The organism is Brachybacterium paraconglomeratum (assembly GCF_039541415.1).
Taxonomy (GTDB): domain Bacteria; phylum Actinomycetota; class Actinomycetes; order Actinomycetales; family Dermabacteraceae; genus Brachybacterium; species Brachybacterium paraconglomeratum_A.
Genome location: NZ_BAABGE010000007.1, coordinates 516,650 through 539,127, shown reverse-complemented (window position 1 = coordinate 539,127; position 22,478 = coordinate 516,650). Strand labels below are relative to the sequence as shown.

Sequence of the window (22,478 nt, the reverse complement as noted above, 5' to 3'; positions counted from 1 at the left end):
CGCATGGATCTGAGCCTCCGACGCGCGGAGCGGCACGACGTCCCTGCCGCGCAGGCGGCCTATCGGGCGATCATCGATCACCTCGCGGCGACCGTCGACTTCCCGCACTGGCACACCGAGAACCATCCGACCCCGGACGAGGTCGCGGCCTGGATCGAGGCAGGAGAGCTCTACCTCGCCATCACCCGCGCTGGCGCCGACAGGACGGACACGCAGCCGGAGACGATCGCCGGGGTCGCCGTGCTGAACTACGACGCGGCGGAGCAGTACGCCGACGCGACCTGGGCCATCGATGCGACGCCGGACGAGGTGCTGGTGGTGCATGCTCTGGGCGTCGTTCCCGCTTTTCTCGGCCGAGGGGTCGCCCGCCATCTGGTCGAGTCCTCGCTCCAGCTCGCCCGGGACTGGAAGCTCCGCACGGTCAGGCTGGACACCTACGTCGAGAACATTCCGGCGCGGCGGCTCTACGCTCGCTGCGGATTCCACGACCTGGGATGCCACACGGTGCGCTACGAGGGCACCGATCTCAGCCAGTTCCACCTCTTCGAGTACGTCCTGTGAGGCGATGGCCGCTCGATCTTTGCGGTCAGCGGGTTGTCCACACCCGGAATTGCCCCCTTCCCCCGCCTCTTCACAGAACCCCCGTCATCACTCCCTCCCATTCACGCCTCGCTGCAGTAGCGTTCGCCAGATCGGAAAATCCTGGCACAAGGGGGAACCGTGGAGAAGACGGTCGACAGATTCCAGGTACTGCTTGCCATTTTTGCCGTCGCGTTGATCATTGGACTGCCGATAGGTCTTTACTTCCTTGCGGTCCATACATTCACTGTTGCGACCGACACCTTCGATGCGGAGTGGGCTCTCGAAGAGAACTGGAATGTACTCCCAGCTGGGGGCGCCGAGCTCATTGACGCGATCGAAGACAAGGATGGATTCCATGGAGATGGATCTGCGGTGTACGTCTATGGCACCGCCGACTCTCCACCCTGGATCCTTCCTGATCAGGCGAGCGGCACCGACCACATTGCTCTACTCACGGCCCACGGCATCACGGAACAGCTGGCAGAAGTGCACGACGTCTCCGCGGTCCCCGAGTTGACGGCCTGTCGGTCGATATCCGTGCAAGCTGACGGCAGCGAATTGATCGAATGTCGCACCGCAGACCCAAATATCTTCGTTCTTGCCGAAAGTATGATGTAGAGCCCGGTCAGTACGGCGGGAGCGGCGGGTTCTTCAGCCGCTCGAGCGCTCGGCGCTTCGCATCGAGCCCTGCCTGGTGACGTGTCCAGGAGTCCATGAGCTCACGCGTCATATAGGGGCTCGCGAGATCCTCGTTGTCGCGGACGATCACGTGCACTCGATCCTGGATCGACCAGGCGGTCCGTCCCGGCAGGCCGGGGGTGCACGGTAATCGGGTCGGGTCGATCAGCCCCGCGGTCTTCGCGCGGTGATGCTGCCAGCACAGGAGATGCAGGTTCTCGATCTCGGTGAGGCCGCCGCGCTCCGGATCTCCGTGGTTGTACTCCTCGATGTGGTCCGCCTCGGAGGCCCAGGAGGTAGGGCGCGTGCATCCGGGAACAGCACAGGTGGTGTTGCGCAGCCGCAGATGTTCGAGCATGGCACGGGTCGGCGTGTAGACCTCCGCAGGCAGCGGTAGGAATGCTCCGCTGCACGGATCGGTGAGCACCCGGTACCAGGTGTCGCTCTGACCGGCCAGCTCGCGAGCCATCGCCGCGGGGATCGGGATCGTCCCCTCCAGCAGGCCGGGCTCCTGAGAGCCGCCGAGCATGGTCATGACGGGCACGGTGACGTTGAGGCGGAAACGGGGCTTCGACACCTGGACCCCGTCGGTATCGAAGGCGGCGCCGCCCAGCAGGTCGTACTGGATCAGGGCGAGGGAAGCGGTCATCGCCGTCTCGGCGACCGTCCCGCGCGGGTCCACCGGCGGGGCCTCCCCCGCTTCCAGGGCGTGGCGCTGAGCGGCTTGGACGGCGCGAGCGGCGGCATCGAGCCGCTGAGCGAGGGCAAGGATCTCCGGGGCGGGGCCGATCACTCTCAGGCATCCGATCCCGTCGTCCCGGGTGGGCAGCAGTTCCACCCGGCGCCGACCCTCGGGAGTGAGGTGCGCCGGGGTCTCCTGCTGGGATTCCAGCCGGCTGAGCAACCGGGAGAGCCGCTGATGGAACTGCTCGGTGGTGAGGGTGGCGGACCAGAGCGAAGTGGCGCTGTCCACCTGCCCCATCTGGCGTGGGGTGAGATGGCGGGTGCGGCGCAGGATGCGATCGAACCAGGCCGCGGGATACTCCCCACTTCCCAGACGGATCAGCGTGCGCGGGAGCTGGGTGACTGCGATGTGGGAGTCGTGAACGATGCGGCCCGCGACGGTCCGGGTGCAGCGCAGAGCCAGAGCGACGGAGAGGAGCTCGGCTTCTGCGACGTCTTCGTCGTAGCCCTCGCACTCGGTGTCGTGGAACGACGGCGCGAGTGCGGTGAACCGTGCGGCCAGCCGGTGGCTCTCCTCGATCGAGGCCGCGTGGACGGGCCGCAGATGCTCCGGGAGGACGGGGGCGGCCGGAGTGGGGGCCGGCCGTGCGGGAGTCCCGTCAGCCCCGCTCTCATCGAACGGCACATTCGCGCTCTCATAGAGATCACCCATCGCACACACCTCCCCCTCGGGATCCACTGCGGAATGCTCACCAGGGGAAGACCCGTGAACGGCCGACAAATCAACACATCGTCATCTCATTATTTTATCAACATCCGATGTCAGCACAAGCCCCCGGGTCGAATCTGTGGATATTGTGGATAAGTAGGTGGTGGGGAGGAAAGGTGCCGCTGGGTTCTGTGGATAAGCCACCACTGTGGAGGAATCGTCACGCCATGCACGGTGGTCACAGGTCACTGTCGACGAATGGCTCGAGGCGAGGGTGGGCTCTGCGGCGGTCCTGCAGGATTTCAGGAATGACCAATCTACGCACCAAATAGGCGCCGTCTAGGAATCTCGACAGAATCCCTCTTGCGCCGCAAGGAGTGATTCCACCCTGGACGGAAACGTCCGGACGGTAACACAGGTCAGCGCGCAATCTCGTCAGAAAAGAAATTCGCATATTCGATGCGTGCAGCACTATTCTCGGCGCATGAGAAATGTCCACGATCGAAGCCTCCCTTCTCTCAGGGCAATGCTCATCGCCCCTTACGTCACCGCGGCCGCGACGCTGAGGGCCTCGCGCGCGATGCGCACGCTCGCACTGCTGACTGGAGTCAATGCGCTGGGCAATGGGCTCTTCGCGACGATCAGCATCCTCTTCTACACCCAGCACCTCGGCTTCTCGGTCGGCGTCGTCTCCGTCGCCCTGGTGCTCGCCACCGTGCTCGCGATCGGGGGTGATCTGGTCAGCGGGAGGTTCTCCGATGCCTCGAGCCCGAAGCCGGTGCTTCTGGCCGGGCTCGCGCTCTCCGCTCTTTCCACCGCCCTCTTGCTGGCGGTCTGGGATGAGGCGAGCTTCGTAGTCGCGCTGTGCCTGATCAGCCTCGGGCAGGGGCTGTGCATGTCCTCGAACACCACTCTGATCCGGCGCCTCGCACACGAGAATCCGGCGCTCGCCCGAGCCTCGCTCAGGTCCCTGCTCACCCTCGGCGTCTCTGCCGGTGCCCTGCTGGCCGGGCTGGTCCTGGCCAGCGGCGAGCTGGCGGCGTTCCGGATCGCGATCCTCGGCAATGCTCTCACCTTCGTCATCGCCGCCATGCTGCTGCTGGGCATCACGGTTCCGCCTGCCCCGCCCGGGGCTCCAGGGCGACCGCGCCCGGTGCTCCCCGATCGGCGATTCGCCGTGTTCTCGCTCGCCAACGGTGCGATCGGGATCTACTTGCACGTACTGTCCTTCGCACTCCCCCTGTGGGCGGTGATCCATCATCCGGAGCTGATCTGGGTCGTCGGCCTTCTGGTCGCGCTGAACGCCCTGTTCACCGCCACCTTCCAGGTGCCAGCGAGCGCGGGAATCGAGAGTGTCGCAGCGGCGAGCAGGCGGCTGGTCGTCGGCGCCCTCCGCCTCGCGCTCTCCTACCTGTTCTTCCTCTCCGGCTGGTCGTCCTCACCGGGCGTGCTGGTGCTCGTGCTGATCGTCTTCCTCGCAGCACACACGGCGGGAGAGGTGCTGTACAGCGCCGGGACGATGGAGCTGCTGTTCCGGCTGGCGCCTGCGCAGCAGCAGGGTCAGTACGGCGCCTTCTATGGGATCAGCAACGGGCTGATGTCCTCCGTGGCGCCCGCACTTCTCGGCGCCGCGATCGCCCTGAACGGTGGATGGGGATGGTGGCTGCTCGCCGGGGCGACGATCCTGCTGGCGCTTCTCATCTGCGCTGTGAGCAGAGGCGCCGGACCACAGGACGCCCTCGACACGATCACTGCGTGACCCGCCCCGCGTCTCCCGAGGCTCAGCGACCGAACAGTCGAGCGAAGAATCCGCTGGACTGACCGGCGCGCCCGGACCCCGCGGCGGCGGGGGCATCCTCATGCCCGCGGCAGCGGTCGGCGGCGGCCACCCCGGCCATGACTTGATCGATGTGCTGGCCGCATCCGGCCCAGGTGGTCTTGCCGCAGGTGCGGCAGGTGACGGCTCGACACATGGCGAGTCCTTTCCAAGAATCTGGTGAGGGATCTACTCTTCAGGAGACGAGCTGATCAGGGGCGTTCTGAGCCGCCCAGGAGGCCCAACCCGCGTAGCTGCCCTCGAGCTCGACCACCTCGAAGCCGGCCCGGCGCAGCGCGGCCGCCGCCACGGCGTTACGCACGCCCGACTGGCAGTAGGTCACCAGCGGGCCGGCCTCTGGGGCGGGCAGAGCGTCCTGGTGGAAGAGGACCTTGCCTGCGTTGAGCTGCTGTGATCCGGGGAGGTGGCCGTCGGCGTGCTCGGTGCGGTTGCGCACATCAAGCAGATGGGCGCCCTCGTGCTGGGACAGGAAGCCTTCCAAGTCCGCCGGCGCGATCGTTTCCGGGACGGTGTGCGGCAGGCCCTCGAGCGTCGAGGTGTACCCGGCGACGCGGTCGATGCCCACGCGCACCAGGTGGTCGCGGATCTCTTCAGCTGCCTCGGCGTCGGGTGCGAGCAGCACCAGCGGCGTGTCCTCGGCGTCAGGGTCATAGGCCCAGGCCCCGAAGCTCGCTGCCTTGGCGGCGCTGGGGACGGTCAGTGCACGGTCGACCGTGCCGCGGTGGAATTCACCCTGCGGGCGGACGTCGACGAAGACCATGGTGCCGTCGTCCAGGCTGTGCGCGACCTGTGCGGTCGAGAGCTCCGTGAGCGGCGGCCGCTCGCCGAGCAGGGCCGGGCCCTGGACGTTCTGGCGCTTCATGCGGGCGAAATACGCGTGCGCGTCGGGCTGGCCGTCGAGCAGCTCGTCGACGAAGCCCTGCTCGTCGTCGCTGGCGAGATAGGGCGCCCACCAGGCGAACCTGCGCTCGTAGCCGACGGTGGTCGAGGGCAGCGCGCCGAGGGCCTTGCCGCAGGCGGAACCGGCGCCGTGGCCGGGGAAGACCTGCACGTGGTCGGGGATGGTGAGGAAGGAGTCCTTCAGCGAGGCGAACAGCTGCTTCGCGCCGGCGAAGCGGGTGTCCTGGAATCCGGCGGCCTCGTCCAGCAGGTCCGGCCGGCCCACGTCGCCGGAGAAGACGAAGTCCCCGGTGAGGTAGTAGCCGGGCTCGTCCGTGACGGCACCGTCGGTGACCAGGAAGGACAGATGCTCCGGGGTGTGGCCGGGCGTGTGCCGGGCGGTGATGGTGACGTTGCCGAGCGTGAGGGTGTCCAGATCATGCAGGACCTCCGCATCGAAGCGGTAGGTCCAGTCCTCGTCACCCTCGCCGGAGACGTAGCCGGTCGCGCCGGTCGCCGCGACCAGCTCGCGGGTGCCGGAGAGGAAGTCGGCGTGCACATGCGTCTCGGTGACGGCGACGATCCGCAGGCCATGGCGGGCGGCGAGGTCCAGGTACTGCTGGACATCGCGCCGAGGATCGACGACGAGCGCCTCCCCGCTGGCCTGACAGCCGATCAGGTAGCTGGCCTGGGCGAGATCCTCATCGTAGATGCGCTCGAGAAGCATGATTCCTCCTGCGGTTCTGGAATGGACGGTGGTGCATAGGTGGGTGAATGTGGTGGCCGGGCGGCATTGACCGCGTCGGCCGGAGGTCAGGCGAGGGACAGGAACATCTTCTCCATGTCCTTCTTGTCCAAGCTCTCCTCGGGGTTCTTCAAGCACTGCTCGAGACCGCTGGCGATGATCGCGAATCCGGCCCGGTCCAGCGCCTTGGACACGGCCGCGAGTTGCGTGACGACGTCCTTGCAATCCCGCCCCTCCTCGAGCATCCGCACGACAGCAGCGAGCTGCCCCTCGGCGCGCTTGAGGCGATGGACGGTGGGGGTGAGCTCATCAAGGTTCAGCTGCACAGAAAGCTCCTGGGGTCGGGTGCGACGATTTTATACCCCAGGGGGTATGAAGCTCAAGCCTACGAGGGGACGGTGAACGACCACGGAACGGCACACCACGGCGCTGCCGCGAACAGGCAAAGTCCTGCAGGCGGGGGTATGGCAGAGTTTCCTCCAGGGCAATGAACAGCCCGTCCCGCCTGAGCGAAGGAGCCTCCGCATGCGCGCACTGATGCTGCACGAGAAGAACCGGATGTCGATCGAGGAGGTCGAGCCCGTCGGTGCTCCCGGTCCGGGGCAGGTCCGGATCAAGATGCACACCGTCGGTATCTGCGCCTCTGACGTGCACTACTGGACTGACGGCAAGATCGGCCCCTTCGTGGTCGAAGCCCCGATGATCCTGGGACACGAGGGCGCCGGCACCGTCGTCGAGGTCGGCGAGGGCGTCACCCACCTCTCCCCCGGTGACCGGGTCGCGATGGAGCCCGGCGTGCCCGACCCCAGCTCCCGTGCAGTGCGCGAAGGCAACTACAACGTGGATCCCGGCGTGCAGTTCTGGGCCACCCCGCCCGTGCACGGCTGCCTCGTCGACGAGGTGATCCACTCCGCAGCGTTCACGTTCCAGCTTCCCGACAGCCTCAGCTTCGCCGAGGGTGCGCTCATCGAACCGTTCTCCGTGGGCATGTACGCCGCGACGAAGGCCGGGATCAAGCCCGGCGACGTCGCCGCTGTCGTCGGCGCCGGCACCATCGGGATCATGACCGCGATCGCCGCCCGCGCCGGCGGAGCCAGCCAGGTCTTCATCTCCGACGTGCTGCCCGAGAAGCTCGCCCTGCTCGACGGACTCGAGGGCATCGTCACGGTCGACGCCACCAAGGAGGACCTGGGCGAGCGGGTGCGCGCCGAGACCGGCGGCTGGGGCCCGCAGGTGGTCTTCGAGGCCACCGGCGCCGCCCCCGCCTACAAGAAGCTCTGGGAGCTGCCCGCCCCGGGCGGCCGCATCGTGCTGGTGGGCATGCCGGTGGATCCGGTGCCCTTCGACATCGCCACCGTGCAGAGCCGCGGCATCTCCCTGGAGACGGTCTTCCGGTACGCGAACGTCTACCAGAAGGCGATCGACCTCGCCGCCACCGACGCCGTGGACCTCTCCCGTTTCGTCTCGGAGACCTTCGCCTTCGAGGACTCCGTGCAGGCCTTCGAGCGCTTCCTCGAAGGACGCCCGACGGATGTGAAGCTGCAGATCACGCTCTGATGCCCCGCCTGCGGGTGCTGCTGGACCTCGACGGCACGCTGGTGGATCGACAGGGTGCCTTCGAGGCCTGGGCGCGCCGGGTCGTCGAGGAGAGGGGTGCGGGGCGGAGGATCTCGACTGGCTGATCGCGACGCCGTCGTCCGTGTGGGGAGGGTGCTCCGCCAGGACGCCGGCCCGCTGCAGTTGATCCGCGTACGCCACTATCCCGGAGGTACCAGGAGGGGTGGTCTAAAGAGCTGGTTTATACCCCCATAGGAGCTGATGATGTCCGCCTCTCCCATCGCCGTCGTGCCCGCCGTGCATCTGGCATCGGACACCCCCGCCGCCACCACGCCGGACCAGTCTCCGGTTCAGTACGCCGTGCACGTGCTGCACGACAATCCCGAGTGGCTGCCACCGTTCCGCCGGGCCTTCGAGGCCGAGGGGGTGCCGCTGGTCGAATGGCCCCTCGGGGAGGGGCACCTCGACCTGGACTCCGAACCGCCCCGCGGAGTGATCTGGTCGCGCCTCAGCGCCTCCTCGCACACCCGCAACGCCCCGCTCGCCAAGGATGCCGCCCGCTCGATCACCGCCTGGGCCGCCTCCTGGGGCCGCCGGGTGGTCAACGGCCAGCATGTCGCGGACCTCGAGGTCTCCAAGGTCATTCAGCACGCCCAGCTGCGTCGCGCCGGTTTCGACGTGCCACGCACCCTCGCAGTCTTCGGGCGCGACAGGTTGATCGACGCGGCCGAAGGCTTCCGGGCTCCGTTCCTGACCAAGCACAATCAGGGCGGCAAGGGTCTCGGGGTGCGTCGCTTCGACGACCATTCCGCTTTCGCCGACTACGTGCACAGCAACGAATTCGAGGACGCCGCGGACGGGATCACCTTGCTGCAGGAGCTGCTGATCGCCGACGAGCCCGCCATCACCCGTGCGGAGTTCGTCGGTGGGGAGTTCGTCTATGCCGTGCGGGTGGACACCTCCGGTGGGGGCTTCGAGCTGTGCCCCGCTGAGGCCTGCGCCGTTCCCGGCCAGGACGAGGCGGCGGAGCCGATGTTCCGGATCCGCCCCGAGGTGACAGCAAGCACGCCACTGATCCGCCGGTACCAAGCGCTGCTGACCGAGCTGGGCATCGAGATCGCCGGGATCGAGTACATGACGACGGTCGACGGCCGTACCGTCACCTACGACATCAATACCAACACCAATTACAACCCTGAGGTCGAGGCATCTCTGGAATTCCCCGCCGCCCGGCACATCGCCCGCTACCTGGGTTCCCTGCTGCACGAGGAACGCGAGACGGACGAGGGCTGATGCCGGGACGTGCACCCTTGCGCAGCTCGTGATGACGGTGCTCGGGGCGGGGTTCGAGCTGCTGCATCTGGCGGAGCATCCTGACCCGTTCTGGATGCCGGAGGACGGCGCTCGGGCAGCGGCCTGGGACGGCCGCCTGCCCAATGCGATCAGCCTGCTGGCGCGCCGGACGCGATGAGCGCGGCGCGGCGCTGCCAGAACACGACGGCGCTGGCCGCGGCGACGTTCAGGGAGTCCACTCCCCCGGCCATCGGGATCACCACATGTGCATCGACCGCGGCCAGTGTGGCGGGCTTCAGCCCGTGACCCTCTGCGCCGAGCACGAAGGCGACCTTGCGCTCCGGCCCCAGGTCCACGTGCTCGAGTGCGACGGCCCCGTCGGTGAGGGCCAGTGCAAGAACGTCGAAGCCAGCTTCGTGCAGCAGGTCCACGCCCTCGCGCGGCCAGGCCTCCAGGCGCGTCCACGGCACCTGGAACACCGTGCCCATCGAGACTCGGATCGAGCGGCGGTACAGCGGGTCCGCGCACTGCGGGGTCACCAGCACCGCGTCGACCCCGAGCGCGGCGGCGGAGCGGAACATGGCGCCGACGTTCGTGTGGTCCACGATGTCCTCGATCACCGCGACGGTGCGGGCGGTGCGCAGCAGCTCCTCGACGGAGGGGAGCTCGGGCCGCTGCATCGACGCGAGCGCCCCGCGGTGCAGGTTGAAGCCGGTGAGCTGCTCGACCAGCGATTCCTCCCCGGCGTAGACGGGCACGTCAGGGAACTGCTCATAGAGCGGAGCGAACTTCGCGAGCCACTTCTCGTTCATGAGGAAGGAGCGCGGCGCCATCCCGGCCTCGATCGCCCGGGAGATCACCTCGTAGCTCTCGGCCATGAACAGGCCACGCTCCACCTCGACGCGGGAGCGCAGGCGGACGTCGGTCATGCGCAGGTAGTCGTCCAGCGCCGGATCGGCGAGGTCGGTGACCTGCTGCAGCTGAGGGTGCTCCACCAGCCGGTCAGTTCAGGGAGAGCGAGCGGGCGGTGTACCGCTCGCCGCGCTGCTCGACGATCAGCGGCAGGCCGAACGTGCGGGTGAGGTTCTGGGAGGTGAGGGTCTCGCCGATGGGCCCTGCGGCGACCACGGCGCCCTCACGCAGCAGTGCGACATGGGTATAGCCGGGCGGGATCTCTTCGACGTGGTGGGTCACCAGCACGGTCACCGGAGTCGCGGGGTCCTTCGCGAGCCGGCCCAGGGTGCGCACGAGGGACTCGCGGCCGCCGAGGTCCAGGCCCGCTGCGGGCTCATCCAGCAGCAGCAGCTCGGGATCGGTCATCAGCGCCCGGGCGGCGAGGACGCGCTTGCGCTCGCCGGTGGAGAGGGTGCCGAACATCCGGGTGCTGTGATCGCCCACGCCGAAGGCGGCCAGCAGGGTGCGGGCCCGGTCGAGGTCCAGCTGCTCGTATTCCTCGCGCCAGCGGCCCACCACTCCGTATCCGGCGGTGACCACGACGTTCTCCGCGGTCTCGTCGGCCGGGATGGTGTCGGCCAGCTCCTGGCTGGCCAGACCGATCAGTGGTCGCAGCTCGAAGACGTCGACCCTGCCGAGCCGCTCGCCGAAGATCTCGACGCTTCCGCTGGTGGGATGCATGCGGGCGGAGAGCAGACGCACGAGCGTCGACTTCCCGGCGCCGTTGGGGCCGAGGACCGCCCAGCGCTCCCCCTCCTTCACCTCGAGGGAGACCCCATCGAGTATCGGCGCCCCGCTGCGGCGGACGGTGACATCGTTCAAGGAAGCTGCTGCGACGGACATGGCTCCCAGCCTATCGGTTGAAAGGCCCTGAACCGGTCGACCCGGCCGTGAAGCCGAGGTCCCACCCCTAGACTGACCGAGCCCGAATCGCCGCTCCAGGAGGTGCTCGTGTCGCATCGGCCCGTCTCCCTGCACGCCCCCCGAGGGTCCATCGCCGCTGACGTGATCCGCGAGGGCATCGATGCCCTGCTCGCGGACCAGGAGGGCGACTTCCCGCTCCAGTTCTCCCCCGAGGTGCTCGCCGAGGCGGAACGCGCCGCTGCGCAGGATCTTTCTGCCACGGACCGCGTGGACCGCACCGAGGTCCCGTTCGTGACCCTTGATCCCGCCAGCTCCACCGACCTCGACCAGGCGATGCACCTCGAGCGCACAGAGAACGGGTACCGGGTGCTGTACGCGATCGCGGATGTGCCCTGGTTCGTCGAGCTCGACGGCCTGCTGGATCATGCGGCGCGCGAGCGCGGCGAGACGCTCTACCTGCCGGACCGGCGGATCCCCCTGCACCCCGAGCTGCTCTCCGAGGGCGCCGCCTCCCTGCTGCCCGATCAGGACACCCCGGCATTCGTCTGGGTGCTCGACCTCGACGGCGCGGGCGAGGTGCACAGCATCGGCCTCGAGCGCGCGCTGATCCGCTCCGTGCAGAAGCTCGCCTACGACCAGGTGCAGGAGGAGCTCGATCGCGGCGAGGGGCGGCCGATGATGCTCCTGCTCCAGGAGATCGGTGCGCTGCGCACCCAGCTGGAGGCCCAGCGCGGCGGTGCGAGCCTGAACGTGCCCGAGCAGGAGATCGTCGCCGAGGGTGAGGTGGTGCAGCTCAGCTGGCGCCGCCCCAATCCGATCGAGGATGACAACGCGCAGATCTCCCTGATGACGGGGATGGCGGCGGCCTCGCTGATGCTCGAACACGGCGCCGGCATCCTGCGCACCATGCCGCCGGCAGAGCAGCAGGCGGTGGACCGCTTCCGCCGTCAGAGCGACGTGCTCGGGATCCCCTGGAGCACCGAGCAGAGCTATGGGGAGTTCCTGCGCTCGTTGGACTGGCATGAGCCGACGCATCTGGCGCTGCTGAATCTGGCCACCTCCCTGTTCCGGGGCGCTGGCTATGCAGCGTTCGCGAGCGCTGCCGAGGTCCCCGCAGACCCGGAGCAGTCTGCGATCGCCGCCCCCTACGCGCACACCACCGCGCCGCTGCGTCGCCTGGTGGATCGGTTCGTGCTGCTGGTCTGCGACGACCACGTCTCCGGCCGCACCCCTTCACCGGAGCTGCTGGCGGCGATGGCCCAGATCCCCGACGCGATGCGCGCGGCCGGTGCGCGCGCCGGCAACCTGGAGCGCACAGCGATCGACCTGGTGGAGACCGCCGCGCTCGCCGCCTGGGAGGGCGAGGAGTTCGACGCGACCGTCCTGGAGCGTCGGGAGGCGACCGAGTCCAGCAACGGGAACGGCGACGGTGGCGGCAACGGCAGCAGTGGTAGCAACGGGAACGGGAACGGTGGCGCGCCCACCCGCGTCGAGGTGCAGCTGACGGACCCGCCGATCACGGCCTGGGTGCCGATGGATGCCGAAGCCGGCGAGGTGGTGCGGGTCCGGCTCGAGTCGGTCGACCCGGCGAAGCGCCGCGCCGTCTTCGTCGCCGCCGATCCTGCCCGGGCGACCGACGCTGCCCTCGGGGCCGAAGGGTCGAAGAGCTCCGACGGGACTCCGGCATGAGCGAGGCCGCTGCGGGCAAGGACCTGGTCGCGCTGCCCCGCGCAGCGGTGCTGATGCTGTGGGTCTCCGCCTATCTGCGGGGCGACATGGGGCCCGACGACGCGGCGCAGATGAGCTACGGAGTGGGGCGCAGCGGGCCCAGCGGGGAGGGAGAGGATCTCTTCAGCTGGATGACCGGGCTGCGACGACTGCCGCTCGCGCAGCTGCGGCTGGTGCTGCCCGTCCCCGGCCGGCTGGCAGGTCTCGTCGGCCCGCCCTCCGTGATCTCGCTCGCGCTCGAGGTGGAACAGGCGATCGTGGTCACCGCCGCGGGCATCGCCGATCACACGCTGGTCCCCGTCCTCTCCTCCGTCGAGCATGAGGGACGCCCGGCCAGTGCCGTCTCCTGGGCGCGCGCAGCCGCACCGGTCGGTGCTCAGGTGCCGCCTGCCGCCACCTCCGGCAGCGCGCGGCAGGAGCTGCTGGAAGCCCTGCGCCGGGCCGCGACCGGGAGCGTCGAACTGGATCTGGTGCCGGACGAGCCGGTGGAACCCGCCCGGATCCCGCCCGGCTGGATCTCCACCGCGCTGCCCCGCCACCTCGACAGCTCCGCGGCGCATCTGCTGGTGCTCGCCGCCCGCACCCTGCTGCTCACCCGCGCCGAGATCGACGAGGGGCACGGTCACACCGTGCACCTCGCCGAGGCGCTGGCCCGGCGCGGACTGCTCGACGAGCTGCATGAGGTGGCTCGCGGCGCCCTCATCGAGGCGGTCGAGCGGATCCTCGCCGAGCAGACCGGCTGAACCCGCTCGCCGCCCCGATGCTCACCCGATGCGCGGGAGCTCTGGAGCCCAGTAGCTCAGGAGCTCTGCGCGATCACCGTCCGGTAGACCTCCAGAGTGCGCTCGGCGATCGAGGTCCAGGAGAAGTGCTCGGCGGCCCGGCGCCGTGAGGCCTCGCCCATCTGCTTCGCCCGCACGGGGTCCGAGACCATCTTCACCAGCGCATCACGGGTGTCCGCGATGAACTTCTCGGGATCCACCGGAGTGCCGGTGCCGTCGGTCACCTGGTCGAGCTGGACCAGATACCCGGTCTCTCCGTCGACGACGACCTCAGGGATGCCGCCGGTGGCGGAAGCCACCACCGGGATCCCGCAGGCCATCGCCTCGAGGTTCACGATTCCGAGCGGCTCGTAGATGCTCGGGCACGCGAAGGTGGTGGCGTGGGTGAGGATCTGGGTGAGCTCGTGCCGGGGCAGCATCTCGGTGATCAGGTGCACGTTGCCGCGCTCCTTGGAGAGCTCGGCGACGAGACCGCTGACCTCCTCGGCAATCTCCGGGGTGTCCGGGGCGCCGGCGCAGAGCACCACCTGGTAGTCAGCGGGCAGATCGCGTACGGCCCGCAGGAAGTACGGCAGGCCCTTCTGACGGGTGATGCGGCCGACGAACACGATCGTCGGCGCCTCCGGGTCGATGCCCCGGCTGGTCAGCGCGGAGGTCTCCGGATTCGGGGCCCAGGACTCGATGTCGATGCCGTTGTGGACCACGTGGACCTTGGCGGGGTCGACCGTCGGGTAGGACCGCAAGATGTCCTCGCGCATCCCCGCCGAGACCGCGATGACGCCAGCGGCACCCTCATATGCTGTGCGCTCCGCGAAGGAGCTCACCGCGTAGCCTCCGCCGAGCTGCTCGGCCTTCCACGGCCGCAGGGGCTCGAGGGAATGGGCGGAGAGCACATGCGGGATGCCATGCAGCAAAGAGCCCATGTGGCCGGCGAAGTTCGCGTACCAGGTGTGGGAGTGCAGGAGGTCCGCGCCCGCGCAGTCCGCGGCGATCAGCAGGTCGGTGCCCAGTGTCGAGAGCGCAGCGTTGGCCCCTTCGAGCTCCGCAGGGGTGGAGTAGGAGGTGGTCCCCTCCTCGTCTCTCTGCGCGCCGAAGGCCCGCACCCGGACATCGATGTGGGGGCGGAGCACTTTGGTCAGCTCAGCGACGTGGACGCCGGCGCCGCCGTAGACCTCAGGCGGGTACTCCTTGGTAAGCAGATCGACACGCATGTCAGGCTCCTTCTCATGGGCTGGATCGGATTCTCATGGGCAGGGTCTGACGTCGGACTGCGCCTCAGATGCTCTTTGGTCCGAGGGACGAAGACCGGCGTGATGGGTGCCACTTCTGGACTATCCTCGCACCATGTCGTCCAAAAAGGTTCTCGCCATCGTCCTCGCCGGCGGCGAGGGGAAGCGGCTGATGCCGCTGACCCTTGATCGGGCTAAGCCCGCGGTGCCGTTCGGCGGCATCTACCGCCTCATCGATTTCGCCCTCTCGAACATCGCCAACTCCGGCTATCTGCGCGTCGTGGTGCTCACGCAGTACAAGTCCCACTCCCTCGACAAGCACATCGCCCAGACCTGGCGGATGAGCTCCCTGCTGGGGAACTACGTCGCACCGGTCCCCGCGCAGCAGCGCATGGGCAAGCACTGGTTCCGCGGCAGCGCCGACGCGATCGCCCAGTCCCTGAACCTCATCCACGATGAGAAGCCCGACTACGTGGTGGTGGTCGGCGCCGACAACATCTACCGCATGGACTTCTCGCAGATGCTGGATGCCCACATCGAGTCCGGGAAGTCCTGCACCGTCGCAGCGATCCGGCAGCCGATCGAGATGTCCGATCAGTTCGGTGTGATCGAGACCGATTCTTCGGATCCCACCACCATCAGAGCTTTCGTCGAGAAGCCGAGCGAGACCGAGGGGCTGGCCGATGATCCCGGCTCGATCCTCGCCTCGATGGGCAACTACATCTTCAACGCCGACGCGCTGGTCGAGTCGGTCACCCGGGATGCCGAGGACGAGAACTCGAAGCACGACATGGGCGGGGATATCGTCCCCTCCTTCGTCGCGAAGAACGATGCGGCGGTGTACGACTTCATCCGCAATGACGTGCCCGGCTCCACCGACCGGGACCGCGACTACTGGCGGGACGTCGGCACGCTGGATGCGTTCTACGACGCGCACATGGATCTGATCTCGATCCATCCCGTCTTCAACCTCTACAACGACAAGTGGCCCACCTACACCGGCCACCGCAATGCGCCGCCCGCGAAGTTCGTCCATGCCGGGCCGGGTCGCGTCGGCTCCGCCGTGGATTCGGTGATCTCCCCCGGAGTCGTCGTCTCCGGTGCACAGGTCTCCAGCTCGGTCCTTTCGCCGGGCGTGCGCGTGAACTCGTGGTCGAACGTCTCGGACTCGGTGCTGATGGATGACGTGATCGTGGGTCGCCATTGCCAGATCCACCGCGCCATCATCGACAAGGGGGTCGTGGTGCCCCCACGCACACAGATCGGACTGGATGCCGCGAAGGATCGTGCGCGCGGCTGGGTGGTCACGGAGTCGGGCATCACGGTGCTCGGCAAGGGCACGGTCATCACCCCGTGACGGCAGCGGAGGCGACCGCCCCCTCCGCCCGCACGGCGACCGGACTGCTGATCTCCGACGTCGACTCGACCTTCCTCACCCAGGAAGTGATCGAGCTCGTCGCGGAGCACGCCGGAGTACGGGACCAGGTCGAGGAGATCACCACCGCCGCGATGCGCGGTGAGCTCGACTTCGCACAGTCCCTGCGCGCCCGGGTCGCGCTGCTCGAAGGACTGGACGAGGCCGTGCTCGGCGAGGTCCGGGCAGTGCTGGTACCCACCCCGGGCGCCCTCGAGCTGGTGCGTCGTGCGAAGTCTGCCGGCTGGGTGACCGCGCTGGTCTCCGGTGGTTTCCACGAGGTGATCGACGAGCTGGCCTCGGAGATCGGCATCGATCACGTGCGCGCCAACCGCTTCGAGATCGCAGGTGGCCGCTTCACCGGGCGTGTCTCAGGACCGATCATCGATGGCCCCGCCAAGCGCCGCGCCCTCGAGGAGTTCGCGGCGCAGCATCAGGTGCCCACCGCCCGGATCATCGCTATGGGCGATGGGGCGAACGACCGGGAGATGCTGATCGCGGCCGGTACCGGAATCGCGTTCCGAGCCAAGCCGGCGCTCCGGGAGATCGCCGACGTGGAGATCGACGGAGAGTCGCTGCTCGACGCCTGGCCGCATCTCGAGAGCGCTGCGGGGGCGAGCACCGACCGCTGACCCTCTGCGGATGACAGACCCCCGTCGCCCGGCCTCACGGCCCGGGCGGCGGGGGTCCACCTTCTCTAGATCGGTCAGCTCAGGGGCGGACGATGGTGTGCAGAGTCGCCGACTCCTCCTGCAGCTCGTCCCAGCCATCCACCCCGCTCGAGAGCACCGCCAGGCCACCTGTCGGCATGCCGATCCGGGCCTGGGCGACCGCTCCGGCGTCGGAGTCATCGTCGGCCAGCACCGCACTGAGGGTCGAGATGGTCGGTTCATGGCCGATGACCAGCACCACCGAGTGTCGGGACTCGACGCCGTGCACCAGGGCGAGGAGCTCGGCGGCTCCGCCCGTGTAGATGTCCTCATGGAACGAGACCTCGCCGTCGAAGCCGGGCATCATCGAGGCCGTCGCCTCCCAGGTCTGGGTCGTGCGCAGCGCGTCGGAGACCAGCACTCGGGAGACCCGCACGCTCTGCGCGGCGAGGTACTCCCCCACGAGGCGCGCCTGGGCCTCACCCTTCTCGGCGAGGGCACGGGCGTGGTCCGGCTGGCCGGACCCGCTCTCCGCCTTGCCATGACGCATCAGGAGCAGCAGACGACTGTCGGGGTCGGAAGATGACATGGAGGTGCGTTCACGCCTTAGGGGTTCGGTGGTGCAGGTTCTGGGTCAGTGTCCCATGCCGAGGCCGCCATCGACGGGGATCACTGCCCCCGAGATGTATGCCGCGTCATCACTCGCCAGGAAGGTGACAGCTTTCGCCACTTCCGAGGGATCCGCGAAGCGGCCGGCCGGGATCGCCTTGCGATAGGCGGCCTGGAGGTCCTCGGTGAGCGCCTGCGTCATCTCGGTGTCGATGTACCCGGGCGCCACCACGTTCGCGGTGATCCCACGAGAGCCGAGCTCACGAGTGAGCGCGCGGGCGATGCCGATCAGGCCCGACTTCGAGGCGGCGTAGTTGACCTGCCCGGGCGAGCCGTACAGGCCCACCACCGAGCTGATCAGCACGATGCGGCCCTTCTTCTTGCGCATCATCGATTTGATGACTCGCTTGACGGTGCGGAATGCACCGGAGAGGTTGGTGTCGATCACGGATTCGAAGGAATCATCACTCATCCGCAGCAGCAGCTGGTCATCGGTGATCCCGGCATTCGCGACCAGCACCTCGATCGGGCCATGGGCCTCCTCGACCGTCTTGATCGCAGCATCCAGGCTCTCCCCGTCGGTGACGTCGGCGGCGACGGTCAGCGCGCCGTCCGGGCCACCCTGTCCGGACCTGCTGGTCACAGCGACCTTGTCCCCCCGACGAAGGAACTCCTCGGCGATCGCGCGTCCGATCCCCCGGTTCCCTCCGGTGATGAGGACACTGCGCGGCTCGATGGTGGCGTCGGACATTCAGACTCCTGGGAGAGAGGTGGACGGGGCGGAATGCCCTCATGAAGGACGATGTCATGCGGTGAGGCAGAACGCCTCGGCATGGGCTAGTGCTCTACGATACGGGGCGAGAGAGTGTCGGGATCCATGGGGGGTACCCGTCCACGAACATCGCCCCGGAAGGTGCTGCCCGATGGCATATCGCTTCAATCCTCCGCCGAACTGGCCGATCGACGATGCCAACTGGAGCCCGCCACCCGGCTGGCAGCCGGACCCCGCGTGGGGCCCCGCTCCCGACGGCTGGAACTTCTGGACCGCGTCCGAGCAGGCACCGGCACCGCAGCCGGAGCAGGCACCTGAACAGCCGGAAGCTCCTGTCAGCGCCCATGCCGCTCATGCTGCATCGATCGATGAGCAGGCACCTTCGGCTCCTGCAGAGGACGCTGACGACGCCACCCGCCTGGTCTCCACCGGCGAACAGGCTGCTTCGAGCACGCAGGCTCCCGCCGCAGCGCAGGCCCCCGCCGCAGCGCAGGCCCCCGCCGCGGAACAGGTTTCGGCTGCGGAGCCGGCGGCTTCCGCGGAGCAGGCAGCGAGCGATCAGCAGGCGCCCACCGGGCAGTACGGTGCAGTGAACCCCTACGGGCAAGCGCCCGCCGCGCATAACACTGGCCCGTCCGCTGAGGGTGCGTCCGCACCTCTGAGCGACGGGCAGGATGCCTCTGTTCCGGCGGAGTCGACCGGTCGCCATGCGGCAGAGCCCGCCGTCACGGCAACGCCCGCCATGAGCACGGAGCCCGACGCGGGCGTCCACGACGACGCCACGCACGTCGCAGACTCCGGACGGCGCGAGGACATCACGCCCGAGGACAGCAGCTCCCAGGCTGCGCAGGCGGAAGGATCGTCCGAGACCGCCGAATACGCGGGCCCGGACTTCGAAGCCGACCTCGCCCAGCAGGCGCCGTACGAATCAGCAGCACCAGTCGCCACCGATGACGGCGGCCAGAACGCTGACGGCACCCAGGGGGCCGGCTACGGCATGGCAGCCGGCGCCGCTGCTGCCGGCGGGGTTGCCGGCGCAGCAGCTGCCTCCGGCCAGCAGGATCCTTCCGGTCAGGCTCACGGTCAGGCCTCCCCCAGTCAGGGCTACGGCCAGCAGCCCGCCGGCCAGGGCTACGGCCAGGACGCGGCTGCTCCCAGCTATGGTCAGGCATCGCCTTCCCAGGGCTACGGGCAGGCATCACCCTCCCAGGGTTATGGCGACGGCTCCTCCGCCCCCGCCTACGGCCAGGGCTCGCCTGCACAGGGCTACGGCCAGGCCGCCCCCGCGCAGGGCTACGGCCAGGGCGCCCCCGCGCAGGGCTACGGCCAGGCCTCCCCCGCACAGGGCTACGGCCAGGGCTCCGCGCCCGACTACCCGGGGCAGGGCTCTGCCTCGGACTATCCCGCACCGGGCTACAGCCAGAACTCCCCGGGCATCGACACCGGGTCGGGCTGGACCGCGTCGACAGGCGCCGGGGAGCCCCCGAAGAAGGGCATCATCCAGCGCTTCTGGTGGGTCGGCTGCCTGGTCGTGATCGTGCTGGTGCTCGCGCTGATCGCTGTCGGCGGGATCTTCCTGTTCACCCGCTCGGGCGGCAACGAGACCGGTGGCGGCGATCCCACCACCGCGCAGGGAGGGGATCCGACGACGGACGAGACCACCGAGGAGGAGCCCACGGAGGAGGCGACCACCGAGGAAGAGGCCACGGAAGAGGAGACCACCGAGGAAGAGATCCCGATTCCGACCGATCTCGCCACGATCGATCCGTCGGCCGAGCCGATCGACGTCGTCGGGCCTGATGGCACAGGCACCTTGGCCGTCCACATGGTCTACGTGCCCGGCAGCGAACTCGAGAAGAGCTACGGAGGTGCCGTCGAGGACGCGCAGCAGGGCGAGTACCTCGTGCTCACCGCCAAGCTGACCGTGACGGAGGGCGAACTGTCCATGAACCCGTTCCGGTTCGAGGTCCAGACCCCCTACGGCGGCGCCGTGGAGCCTGCCACCGCGAGCTTCGGCCTCAAGAGCTCCGGAACTGACGGGCCGACCGACCATCAGGCAGGAGAGGAGTACACGCTCAAGCTCCTCTTCGATGTGAAGCGTGCCGGCGGTAACAAGATGGTCTTCGACTCTCGCTCCGATCAGTACTCCTGGGACGTTCCTGCGTGACCCAGCGCCAGCGCTTCAACCCGCCGCCCCACTGGCCGGAGCCTCCGCATGACGGATGGATCCCGCCGGCGGACTTCCGACCCCAGCACTCCTGGGGACCGGTACCGGCGGGTTGGAGGCTCTGGCTGAAGGACCAGCCCGCAGGCAACGGCGGAGCACCGTTGCAGGACTCGGAGGATGTTCCTGCCAGTGGTGCCCGCCCGCGGTCGCGGGTGGAGCAGTACCCCGTCGCTGTGCTGAATCCCGGAATGTGGGCGGAGAACCATCTGCAGTCCGAGGACTACGGCTTTCCTCCGCCGAAGCCCCGCAAGGAGCGACCGCGACTGCGGCTCGGCATGACGATCACGATCACCGCGCTGGGCATCGTCCTCGCCGCGCTCACCGCAGTGATGTTCGTGCTGCTGGTCGACTTCGCGATCGAGGATCTGCCCGGGTTGATGGCGGAGGCCGCAGGGCATCTGCAGGGTGCCGTCCCGGTGACTGGGACGGGTGCTGTGGCACCGGTCGCCGTATGACCGGGAGCAGTGCCCGTCGACGCATCCTCTTCAGCCGCGAGACGTTGCTGGGGCTGGTGGCAGTGCTGCTCCTTGCGGCGATCTGCGTGATGCTGGGCTTCTGGCAGTTCGGACGCTACGAGAACCGCCGTGATGAGGCGGCCGTGGTGCACGCCAACTATGAGGCCGCCCCGGTAGCGCTCGACCAGGTGATCCAGGACCCGAAGGCACCGTTGAGCGCCACGGACGTCTGGACCCCGGTCACCCTGCACGGCAGCTACTGCACGGACAGCGAGTGCGTGCTGTACGTGCGCAACCGCCAGCTCTCCGGTGTGGTGGGGTACTGGCAGCTGGTGCCGTTCCAGGCAGATGACGGCACGACCCTGCTGGTGGTACGCGGCTGGGTGCCGCAGGAGCCCGACTCCTCCGCCCCCGCTCAGATCGCACCGGTCCCCGACGGCGAGCTCACGATCACCGCGCGCCTGCGGACCGCCGAGCCGGTCCTGGACCGTGAGCCGCCCCCGGGGCAGACCCACTCGGTCAATCCCCCGCAGTCGGCCGGGCTGATGGGACTGCCGGATCAGGGCCTGGTCACCGGAGCCTTCGGCGAGCTGGCTGCCGAGGACCCGGCCGCAGAACGGCCCGCGTCGCTCCCTTCCCCCGACACGTCCCTCGGTCCGCACCTGTCCTATGCCTTCCAGTGGTGGATCTTCGCACTGTTCTTCCCTGCCGCCCTGATCTACCGCACTCGTCAGCTCTTCCGCGAGCTGGCGGAGGACGAGGAGCGGGAGCTGGCCTCCGGGGCTGAGCAGCCCGAGGACGCGTCGGCAGCACCACGACCCCCACATGACCACGATGAGGAGGCGGAACAGGGAAGCAGCACCACCGCTGCCCTGCCACGCCCTTCCCGTCGATCCACCGAACACCGCCCCCGACGTGCGATCCACGCCCGACGCCGAGGCCAGGACGAAGAGGAAGAAGATGCCCTCATCGATCAGCAGGCGCCCTGAGCGCCGCAGCAACCCGAGGTCCAGGTTCCTGCCGGGACCCCGGCCACGGAAGATCGCCCATCGAGGCTTCGCCCTCGACGGGGCAGAGAACACCATGCGCGCCTTCGAGGACGCTCTCGCGGCCGGCGCCGACATGCTCGAGACGGACACCCGCGCCACCCGTGACGGGCTGGCGCTGGCCGTCCACGACGAGGATCTGATCAGGGTCGCCGGGGACGAGCGGCGGATCGATCAGCTCAGCGCGCCGGAGGCCGGTGCAGTGCGGCTCGCCGGTGATGAGCCGCTGGCGATGCTCGAGGACGTGCTCGGCACTTTCGGTGACGTCCCGATCAATGTGGACATCAAGGATGCTGCGGCGATCGGTCCCGCGGTCGCTGCGATCGCCCGTACCCGCAGCGCTGACCGGGTCTGTGTGGCCGGCTTCGACGGCGAGGTGGTCCGCAAGACCGTCGCCACGATCCAGGCGGCCACCGGCACACTGCCGGTGCGCAGCCCTTCGCGCGGCGTGATCGCCAGCTTCCTCGCCGCCCGTGCCGTGGAGGCGCCCGCGCCGGTCATCCGTCGGCTCCTCGCTCCTTACGGTGCGTTGCAGGTCCCTCCCGTCTACCAGGGGATCCCAGTGGTCACCCCGGCGAATGTTGCGGCAGCGCACAGAGCCGGGTGCGAGGTGCACGTCTGGACCATCGATGGTGCCCCGGCCATGCAGGAGCTCCTGAACATGGGGGTGGATGGTATAATCACCAATCGGGTCGATCTGCTCTCCGAGCTGCTCACGAGTTCTTCTCGCAGCACCTGAGAAGCAAGGCCCCTCCGGGTCTGGGAACAGAACCGGCACCGTGCG

Annotated in this window: 23 protein-coding genes; 14 read left to right on the top strand and 9 right to left on the bottom strand. The window is 68.6% G+C overall.

Features of this window, described 5'->3' with window-relative positions:
* Positions 1-3: 3 nt before the first annotated feature.
* Both ABD893_RS11730 and ABD893_RS11725 read left to right on the top strand, forming a co-directional pair.
* Positions 4-561: a GNAT family N-acetyltransferase gene (locus tag ABD893_RS11730; protein WP_345080124.1), complete on the top strand. Its 558-nt coding sequence runs from the start codon at positions 4-6 to the stop codon at positions 559-561.
* Positions 562-720: 159 nt separating this feature from the next.
* Complete coding sequence (locus tag ABD893_RS11725; RefSeq protein WP_345080121.1) at positions 721-1,200, top strand: hypothetical protein; 480 nt, start codon at positions 721-723, stop codon at positions 1,198-1,200.
* Between the two features lie 7 nt (positions 1,201-1,207).
* On the opposite strand, the gene ABD893_RS11720 is transcribed toward ABD893_RS11725, so the two are convergent.
* The gene (locus ABD893_RS11720) at positions 1,208-2,656 is read right to left on the bottom strand and encodes an HNH endonuclease signature motif containing protein (RefSeq protein WP_345080119.1); all 1,449 of its coding nucleotides are present in this window, start codon (positions 2,654-2,656) and stop codon (positions 1,208-1,210) included.
* 523 nt (positions 2,657-3,179) lie between these two features.
* Here ABD893_RS11720 and ABD893_RS11715 point away from each other — a divergent pair.
* Positions 3,180-4,412, top strand: a complete 1,233-nt coding sequence (locus ABD893_RS11715; protein WP_345080116.1) for an MFS transporter — start codon at positions 3,180-3,182, stop codon at positions 4,410-4,412.
* Positions 4,413-4,434: 22 nt separating this feature from the next.
* On the opposite strand, the gene ABD893_RS11710 is transcribed toward ABD893_RS11715, so the two are convergent.
* The 3 genes from ABD893_RS11710 to ABD893_RS11700 all read right to left on the bottom strand — a co-directional run bounded on the left by ABD893_RS11710 (position 4,435) and on the right by ABD893_RS11700 (position 6,440).
* Positions 4,435-4,626 (bottom strand): hypothetical protein, encoded by a 192-nt coding sequence (locus tag ABD893_RS11710; RefSeq protein WP_345080113.1) that lies wholly within the window; start codon positions 4,624-4,626, stop codon positions 4,435-4,437.
* A 39-nt stretch (positions 4,627-4,665) separates the two neighbouring features.
* Positions 4,666-6,096, bottom strand: coding sequence for an MBL fold metallo-hydrolase (locus ABD893_RS11705; protein ID WP_345080110.1), 1,431 nt, complete (start codon positions 6,094-6,096; stop codon positions 4,666-4,668).
* 86 nt (positions 6,097-6,182) lie between these two features.
* Positions 6,183-6,440: a metal-sensitive transcriptional regulator gene (locus ABD893_RS11700; RefSeq protein WP_345080107.1), complete on the bottom strand. Its 258-nt coding sequence runs from the start codon at positions 6,438-6,440 to the stop codon at positions 6,183-6,185.
* Between the two features lie 199 nt (positions 6,441-6,639).
* Here ABD893_RS11700 and ABD893_RS11695 point away from each other — a divergent pair, with 199 nt between their 5' ends.
* From ABD893_RS11695 to ABD893_RS11685, 3 genes are all read left to right on the top strand, one after another.
* A complete protein-coding gene (locus tag ABD893_RS11695; protein ID WP_345080104.1) occupies positions 6,640-7,671 on the top strand; it encodes an NAD(P)-dependent alcohol dehydrogenase in 1,032 nt (343 codons plus the stop codon).
* Positions 7,671-7,796, top strand: a complete 126-nt coding sequence (locus ABD893_RS11690) for a hypothetical protein (RefSeq protein ID WP_345080101.1) — start codon at positions 7,671-7,673, stop codon at positions 7,794-7,796. The genes ABD893_RS11695 and ABD893_RS11690 overlap by 1 nt, the downstream gene beginning before the upstream one ends.
* Before the next feature lie 139 nt (positions 7,797-7,935).
* Positions 7,936-8,964, top strand: a complete 1,029-nt coding sequence (locus ABD893_RS11685; RefSeq protein WP_345080098.1) for an ATP-grasp domain-containing protein — start codon at positions 7,936-7,938, stop codon at positions 8,962-8,964.
* 149 nt (positions 8,965-9,113) lie between these two features.
* On the opposite strand, the gene ABD893_RS11680 is transcribed toward ABD893_RS11685, so the two are convergent.
* Both ABD893_RS11680 and ABD893_RS11675 read right to left on the bottom strand, forming a co-directional pair.
* A complete protein-coding gene (locus ABD893_RS11680) occupies positions 9,114-9,893 on the bottom strand; it encodes a TrmH family RNA methyltransferase (RefSeq protein ID WP_425548378.1) in 780 nt (259 codons plus the stop codon).
* 73 nt (positions 9,894-9,966) lie between these two features.
* Positions 9,967-10,761 carry an ABC transporter ATP-binding protein gene (locus ABD893_RS11675; RefSeq protein ID WP_345080092.1) on the bottom strand — a complete coding sequence of 265 codons (795 nt, stop codon included), beginning with the start codon at positions 10,759-10,761 and terminating at the stop codon, positions 9,967-9,969.
* A gap of 108 nt (positions 10,762-10,869) precedes the next feature.
* On the opposite strand from ABD893_RS11675, the gene ABD893_RS11670 reads away from it, so the two are divergent.
* Both ABD893_RS11670 and ABD893_RS11665 read left to right on the top strand, forming a co-directional pair.
* The gene (locus ABD893_RS11670; RefSeq protein WP_345080089.1) at positions 10,870-12,471 is read left to right on the top strand and encodes an RNB domain-containing ribonuclease; all 1,602 of its coding nucleotides are present in this window, start codon (positions 10,870-10,872) and stop codon (positions 12,469-12,471) included.
* Positions 12,468-13,253, top strand: coding sequence for a hypothetical protein (locus ABD893_RS11665; RefSeq protein WP_345080087.1), 786 nt, complete (start codon positions 12,468-12,470; stop codon positions 13,251-13,253). Before ABD893_RS11670 ends, ABD893_RS11665 begins: the two co-directional genes overlap by 4 nt.
* Before the next feature lie 56 nt (positions 13,254-13,309).
* Here ABD893_RS11665 and glgA read toward each other — a convergent pair whose 3' ends face one another.
* Positions 13,310-14,503, bottom strand: a complete 1,194-nt coding sequence (gene glgA, locus ABD893_RS11660; RefSeq protein ID WP_345080084.1) for a glycogen synthase — start codon at positions 14,501-14,503, stop codon at positions 13,310-13,312.
* Positions 14,504-14,636: 133 nt separating this feature from the next.
* Here glgA and glgC point away from each other — a divergent pair, with 133 nt between their 5' ends.
* Together glgC and serB are read left to right on the top strand one after the other, a co-directional pair.
* Entirely contained in the window at positions 14,637-15,878 is a 1,242-nt protein-coding gene (gene glgC / locus ABD893_RS11655) for a glucose-1-phosphate adenylyltransferase (protein ID WP_345080082.1), read from the top strand.
* Positions 15,875-16,567: a phosphoserine phosphatase SerB gene (serB, locus tag ABD893_RS11650; protein ID WP_345080079.1), complete on the top strand. Its 693-nt coding sequence runs from the start codon at positions 15,875-15,877 to the stop codon at positions 16,565-16,567. Before glgC ends, serB begins: the two co-directional genes overlap by 4 nt.
* Before the next feature lie 79 nt (positions 16,568-16,646).
* Here the strand turns inward: serB and ABD893_RS11645 are convergent, their stop codons facing one another.
* Together ABD893_RS11645 and ABD893_RS11640 are read right to left on the bottom strand one after the other, a co-directional pair.
* Positions 16,647-17,174, bottom strand: a complete 528-nt coding sequence (locus tag ABD893_RS11645; RefSeq protein WP_345080076.1) for a SixA phosphatase family protein — start codon at positions 17,172-17,174, stop codon at positions 16,647-16,649.
* 45 nt (positions 17,175-17,219) lie between these two features.
* Positions 17,220-17,945, bottom strand: a complete 726-nt coding sequence (locus ABD893_RS11640) for a beta-ketoacyl-ACP reductase (protein WP_345080073.1) — start codon at positions 17,943-17,945, stop codon at positions 17,220-17,222.
* A 172-nt stretch (positions 17,946-18,117) separates the two neighbouring features.
* Between ABD893_RS11640 and ABD893_RS11635 the strand changes: the two genes are divergently transcribed.
* The 4 genes from ABD893_RS11635 to ABD893_RS11620 are packed head-to-tail and all read left to right on the top strand — an operon-like array spanning position 18,118 to position 22,433.
* Positions 18,118-20,133 (top strand): hypothetical protein, encoded by a 2,016-nt coding sequence (locus ABD893_RS11635; protein ID WP_345080070.1) that lies wholly within the window; start codon positions 18,118-18,120, stop codon positions 20,131-20,133.
* Positions 20,130-20,648 (top strand): hypothetical protein, encoded by a 519-nt coding sequence (locus ABD893_RS11630; protein ID WP_345080067.1) that lies wholly within the window; start codon positions 20,130-20,132, stop codon positions 20,646-20,648. The genes ABD893_RS11635 and ABD893_RS11630 overlap by 4 nt, the downstream gene beginning before the upstream one ends.
* Positions 20,645-21,637 carry an SURF1 family cytochrome oxidase biogenesis protein gene (locus ABD893_RS11625; RefSeq protein ID WP_345080064.1) on the top strand — a complete coding sequence of 331 codons (993 nt, stop codon included), beginning with the start codon at positions 20,645-20,647 and terminating at the stop codon, positions 21,635-21,637. The genes ABD893_RS11630 and ABD893_RS11625 overlap by 4 nt, the downstream gene beginning before the upstream one ends.
* Entirely contained in the window at positions 21,609-22,433 is an 825-nt protein-coding gene (locus ABD893_RS11620) for a glycerophosphodiester phosphodiesterase family protein (protein WP_345080061.1), read from the top strand. The genes ABD893_RS11625 and ABD893_RS11620 overlap by 29 nt, the downstream gene beginning before the upstream one ends.
* Positions 22,434-22,478: the final 45 nt, after the last annotated feature.

Excerpts from the sequence above, each read along its gene's own strand:
- ABD893_RS11680 (WP_425548378.1), bottom strand. The coding sequence starts at position 9,893 with ATGACCGACGTCCGCCTGCGCTCCCGCGTCGAGGTGGAGCGTGGCCTG.
- glgA (WP_345080084.1), bottom strand. The coding sequence starts at position 14,503 with ATGCGTGTCGATCTGCTTACCAAGGAGTACCCGCCTGAGGTCTACGGC.
- ABD893_RS11620 (WP_345080061.1), top strand. The coding sequence starts at position 21,609 with ATGCCCTCATCGATCAGCAGGCGCCCTGAGCGCCGCAGCAACCCGAGG.
- ABD893_RS11690 (WP_345080101.1), top strand. The coding sequence starts at position 7,671 with ATGCCCCGCCTGCGGGTGCTGCTGGACCTCGACGGCACGCTGGTGGAT.
- ABD893_RS11640 (WP_345080073.1), bottom strand. The coding sequence starts at position 17,945 with ATGTCCGACGCCACCATCGAGCCGCGCAGTGTCCTCATCACCGGAGGG.
- ABD893_RS11625 (WP_345080064.1), top strand. The coding sequence starts at position 20,645 with ATGACCGGGAGCAGTGCCCGTCGACGCATCCTCTTCAGCCGCGAGACG.
- ABD893_RS11685 (WP_345080098.1), top strand. The coding sequence starts at position 7,936 with ATGTCCGCCTCTCCCATCGCCGTCGTGCCCGCCGTGCATCTGGCATCG.
- ABD893_RS11710 (WP_345080113.1), bottom strand. The coding sequence starts at position 4,626 with ATGTGTCGAGCCGTCACCTGCCGCACCTGCGGCAAGACCACCTGGGCC.
- glgC (WP_345080082.1), top strand. The coding sequence starts at position 14,637 with ATGTCGTCCAAAAAGGTTCTCGCCATCGTCCTCGCCGGCGGCGAGGGG.
- ABD893_RS11665 (WP_345080087.1), top strand. The coding sequence starts at position 12,468 with ATGAGCGAGGCCGCTGCGGGCAAGGACCTGGTCGCGCTGCCCCGCGCA.
- ABD893_RS11705 (WP_345080110.1), bottom strand. The coding sequence starts at position 6,096 with ATGCTTCTCGAGCGCATCTACGATGAGGATCTCGCCCAGGCCAGCTAC.
- ABD893_RS11675 (WP_345080092.1), bottom strand. The coding sequence starts at position 10,761 with ATGTCCGTCGCAGCAGCTTCCTTGAACGATGTCACCGTCCGCCGCAGC.
- ABD893_RS11730 (WP_345080124.1), top strand. The coding sequence starts at position 4 with ATGGATCTGAGCCTCCGACGCGCGGAGCGGCACGACGTCCCTGCCGCG.
- ABD893_RS11695 (WP_345080104.1), top strand. The coding sequence starts at position 6,640 with ATGCGCGCACTGATGCTGCACGAGAAGAACCGGATGTCGATCGAGGAG.
- ABD893_RS11715 (WP_345080116.1), top strand. The coding sequence starts at position 3,180 with ATGCTCATCGCCCCTTACGTCACCGCGGCCGCGACGCTGAGGGCCTCG.
- ABD893_RS11645 (WP_345080076.1), bottom strand. The coding sequence starts at position 17,174 with ATGTCATCTTCCGACCCCGACAGTCGTCTGCTGCTCCTGATGCGTCAT.
- ABD893_RS11635 (WP_345080070.1), top strand. The coding sequence starts at position 18,118 with ATGGCATATCGCTTCAATCCTCCGCCGAACTGGCCGATCGACGATGCC.
- ABD893_RS11720 (WP_345080119.1), bottom strand. The coding sequence starts at position 2,656 with ATGGGTGATCTCTATGAGAGCGCGAATGTGCCGTTCGATGAGAGCGGG.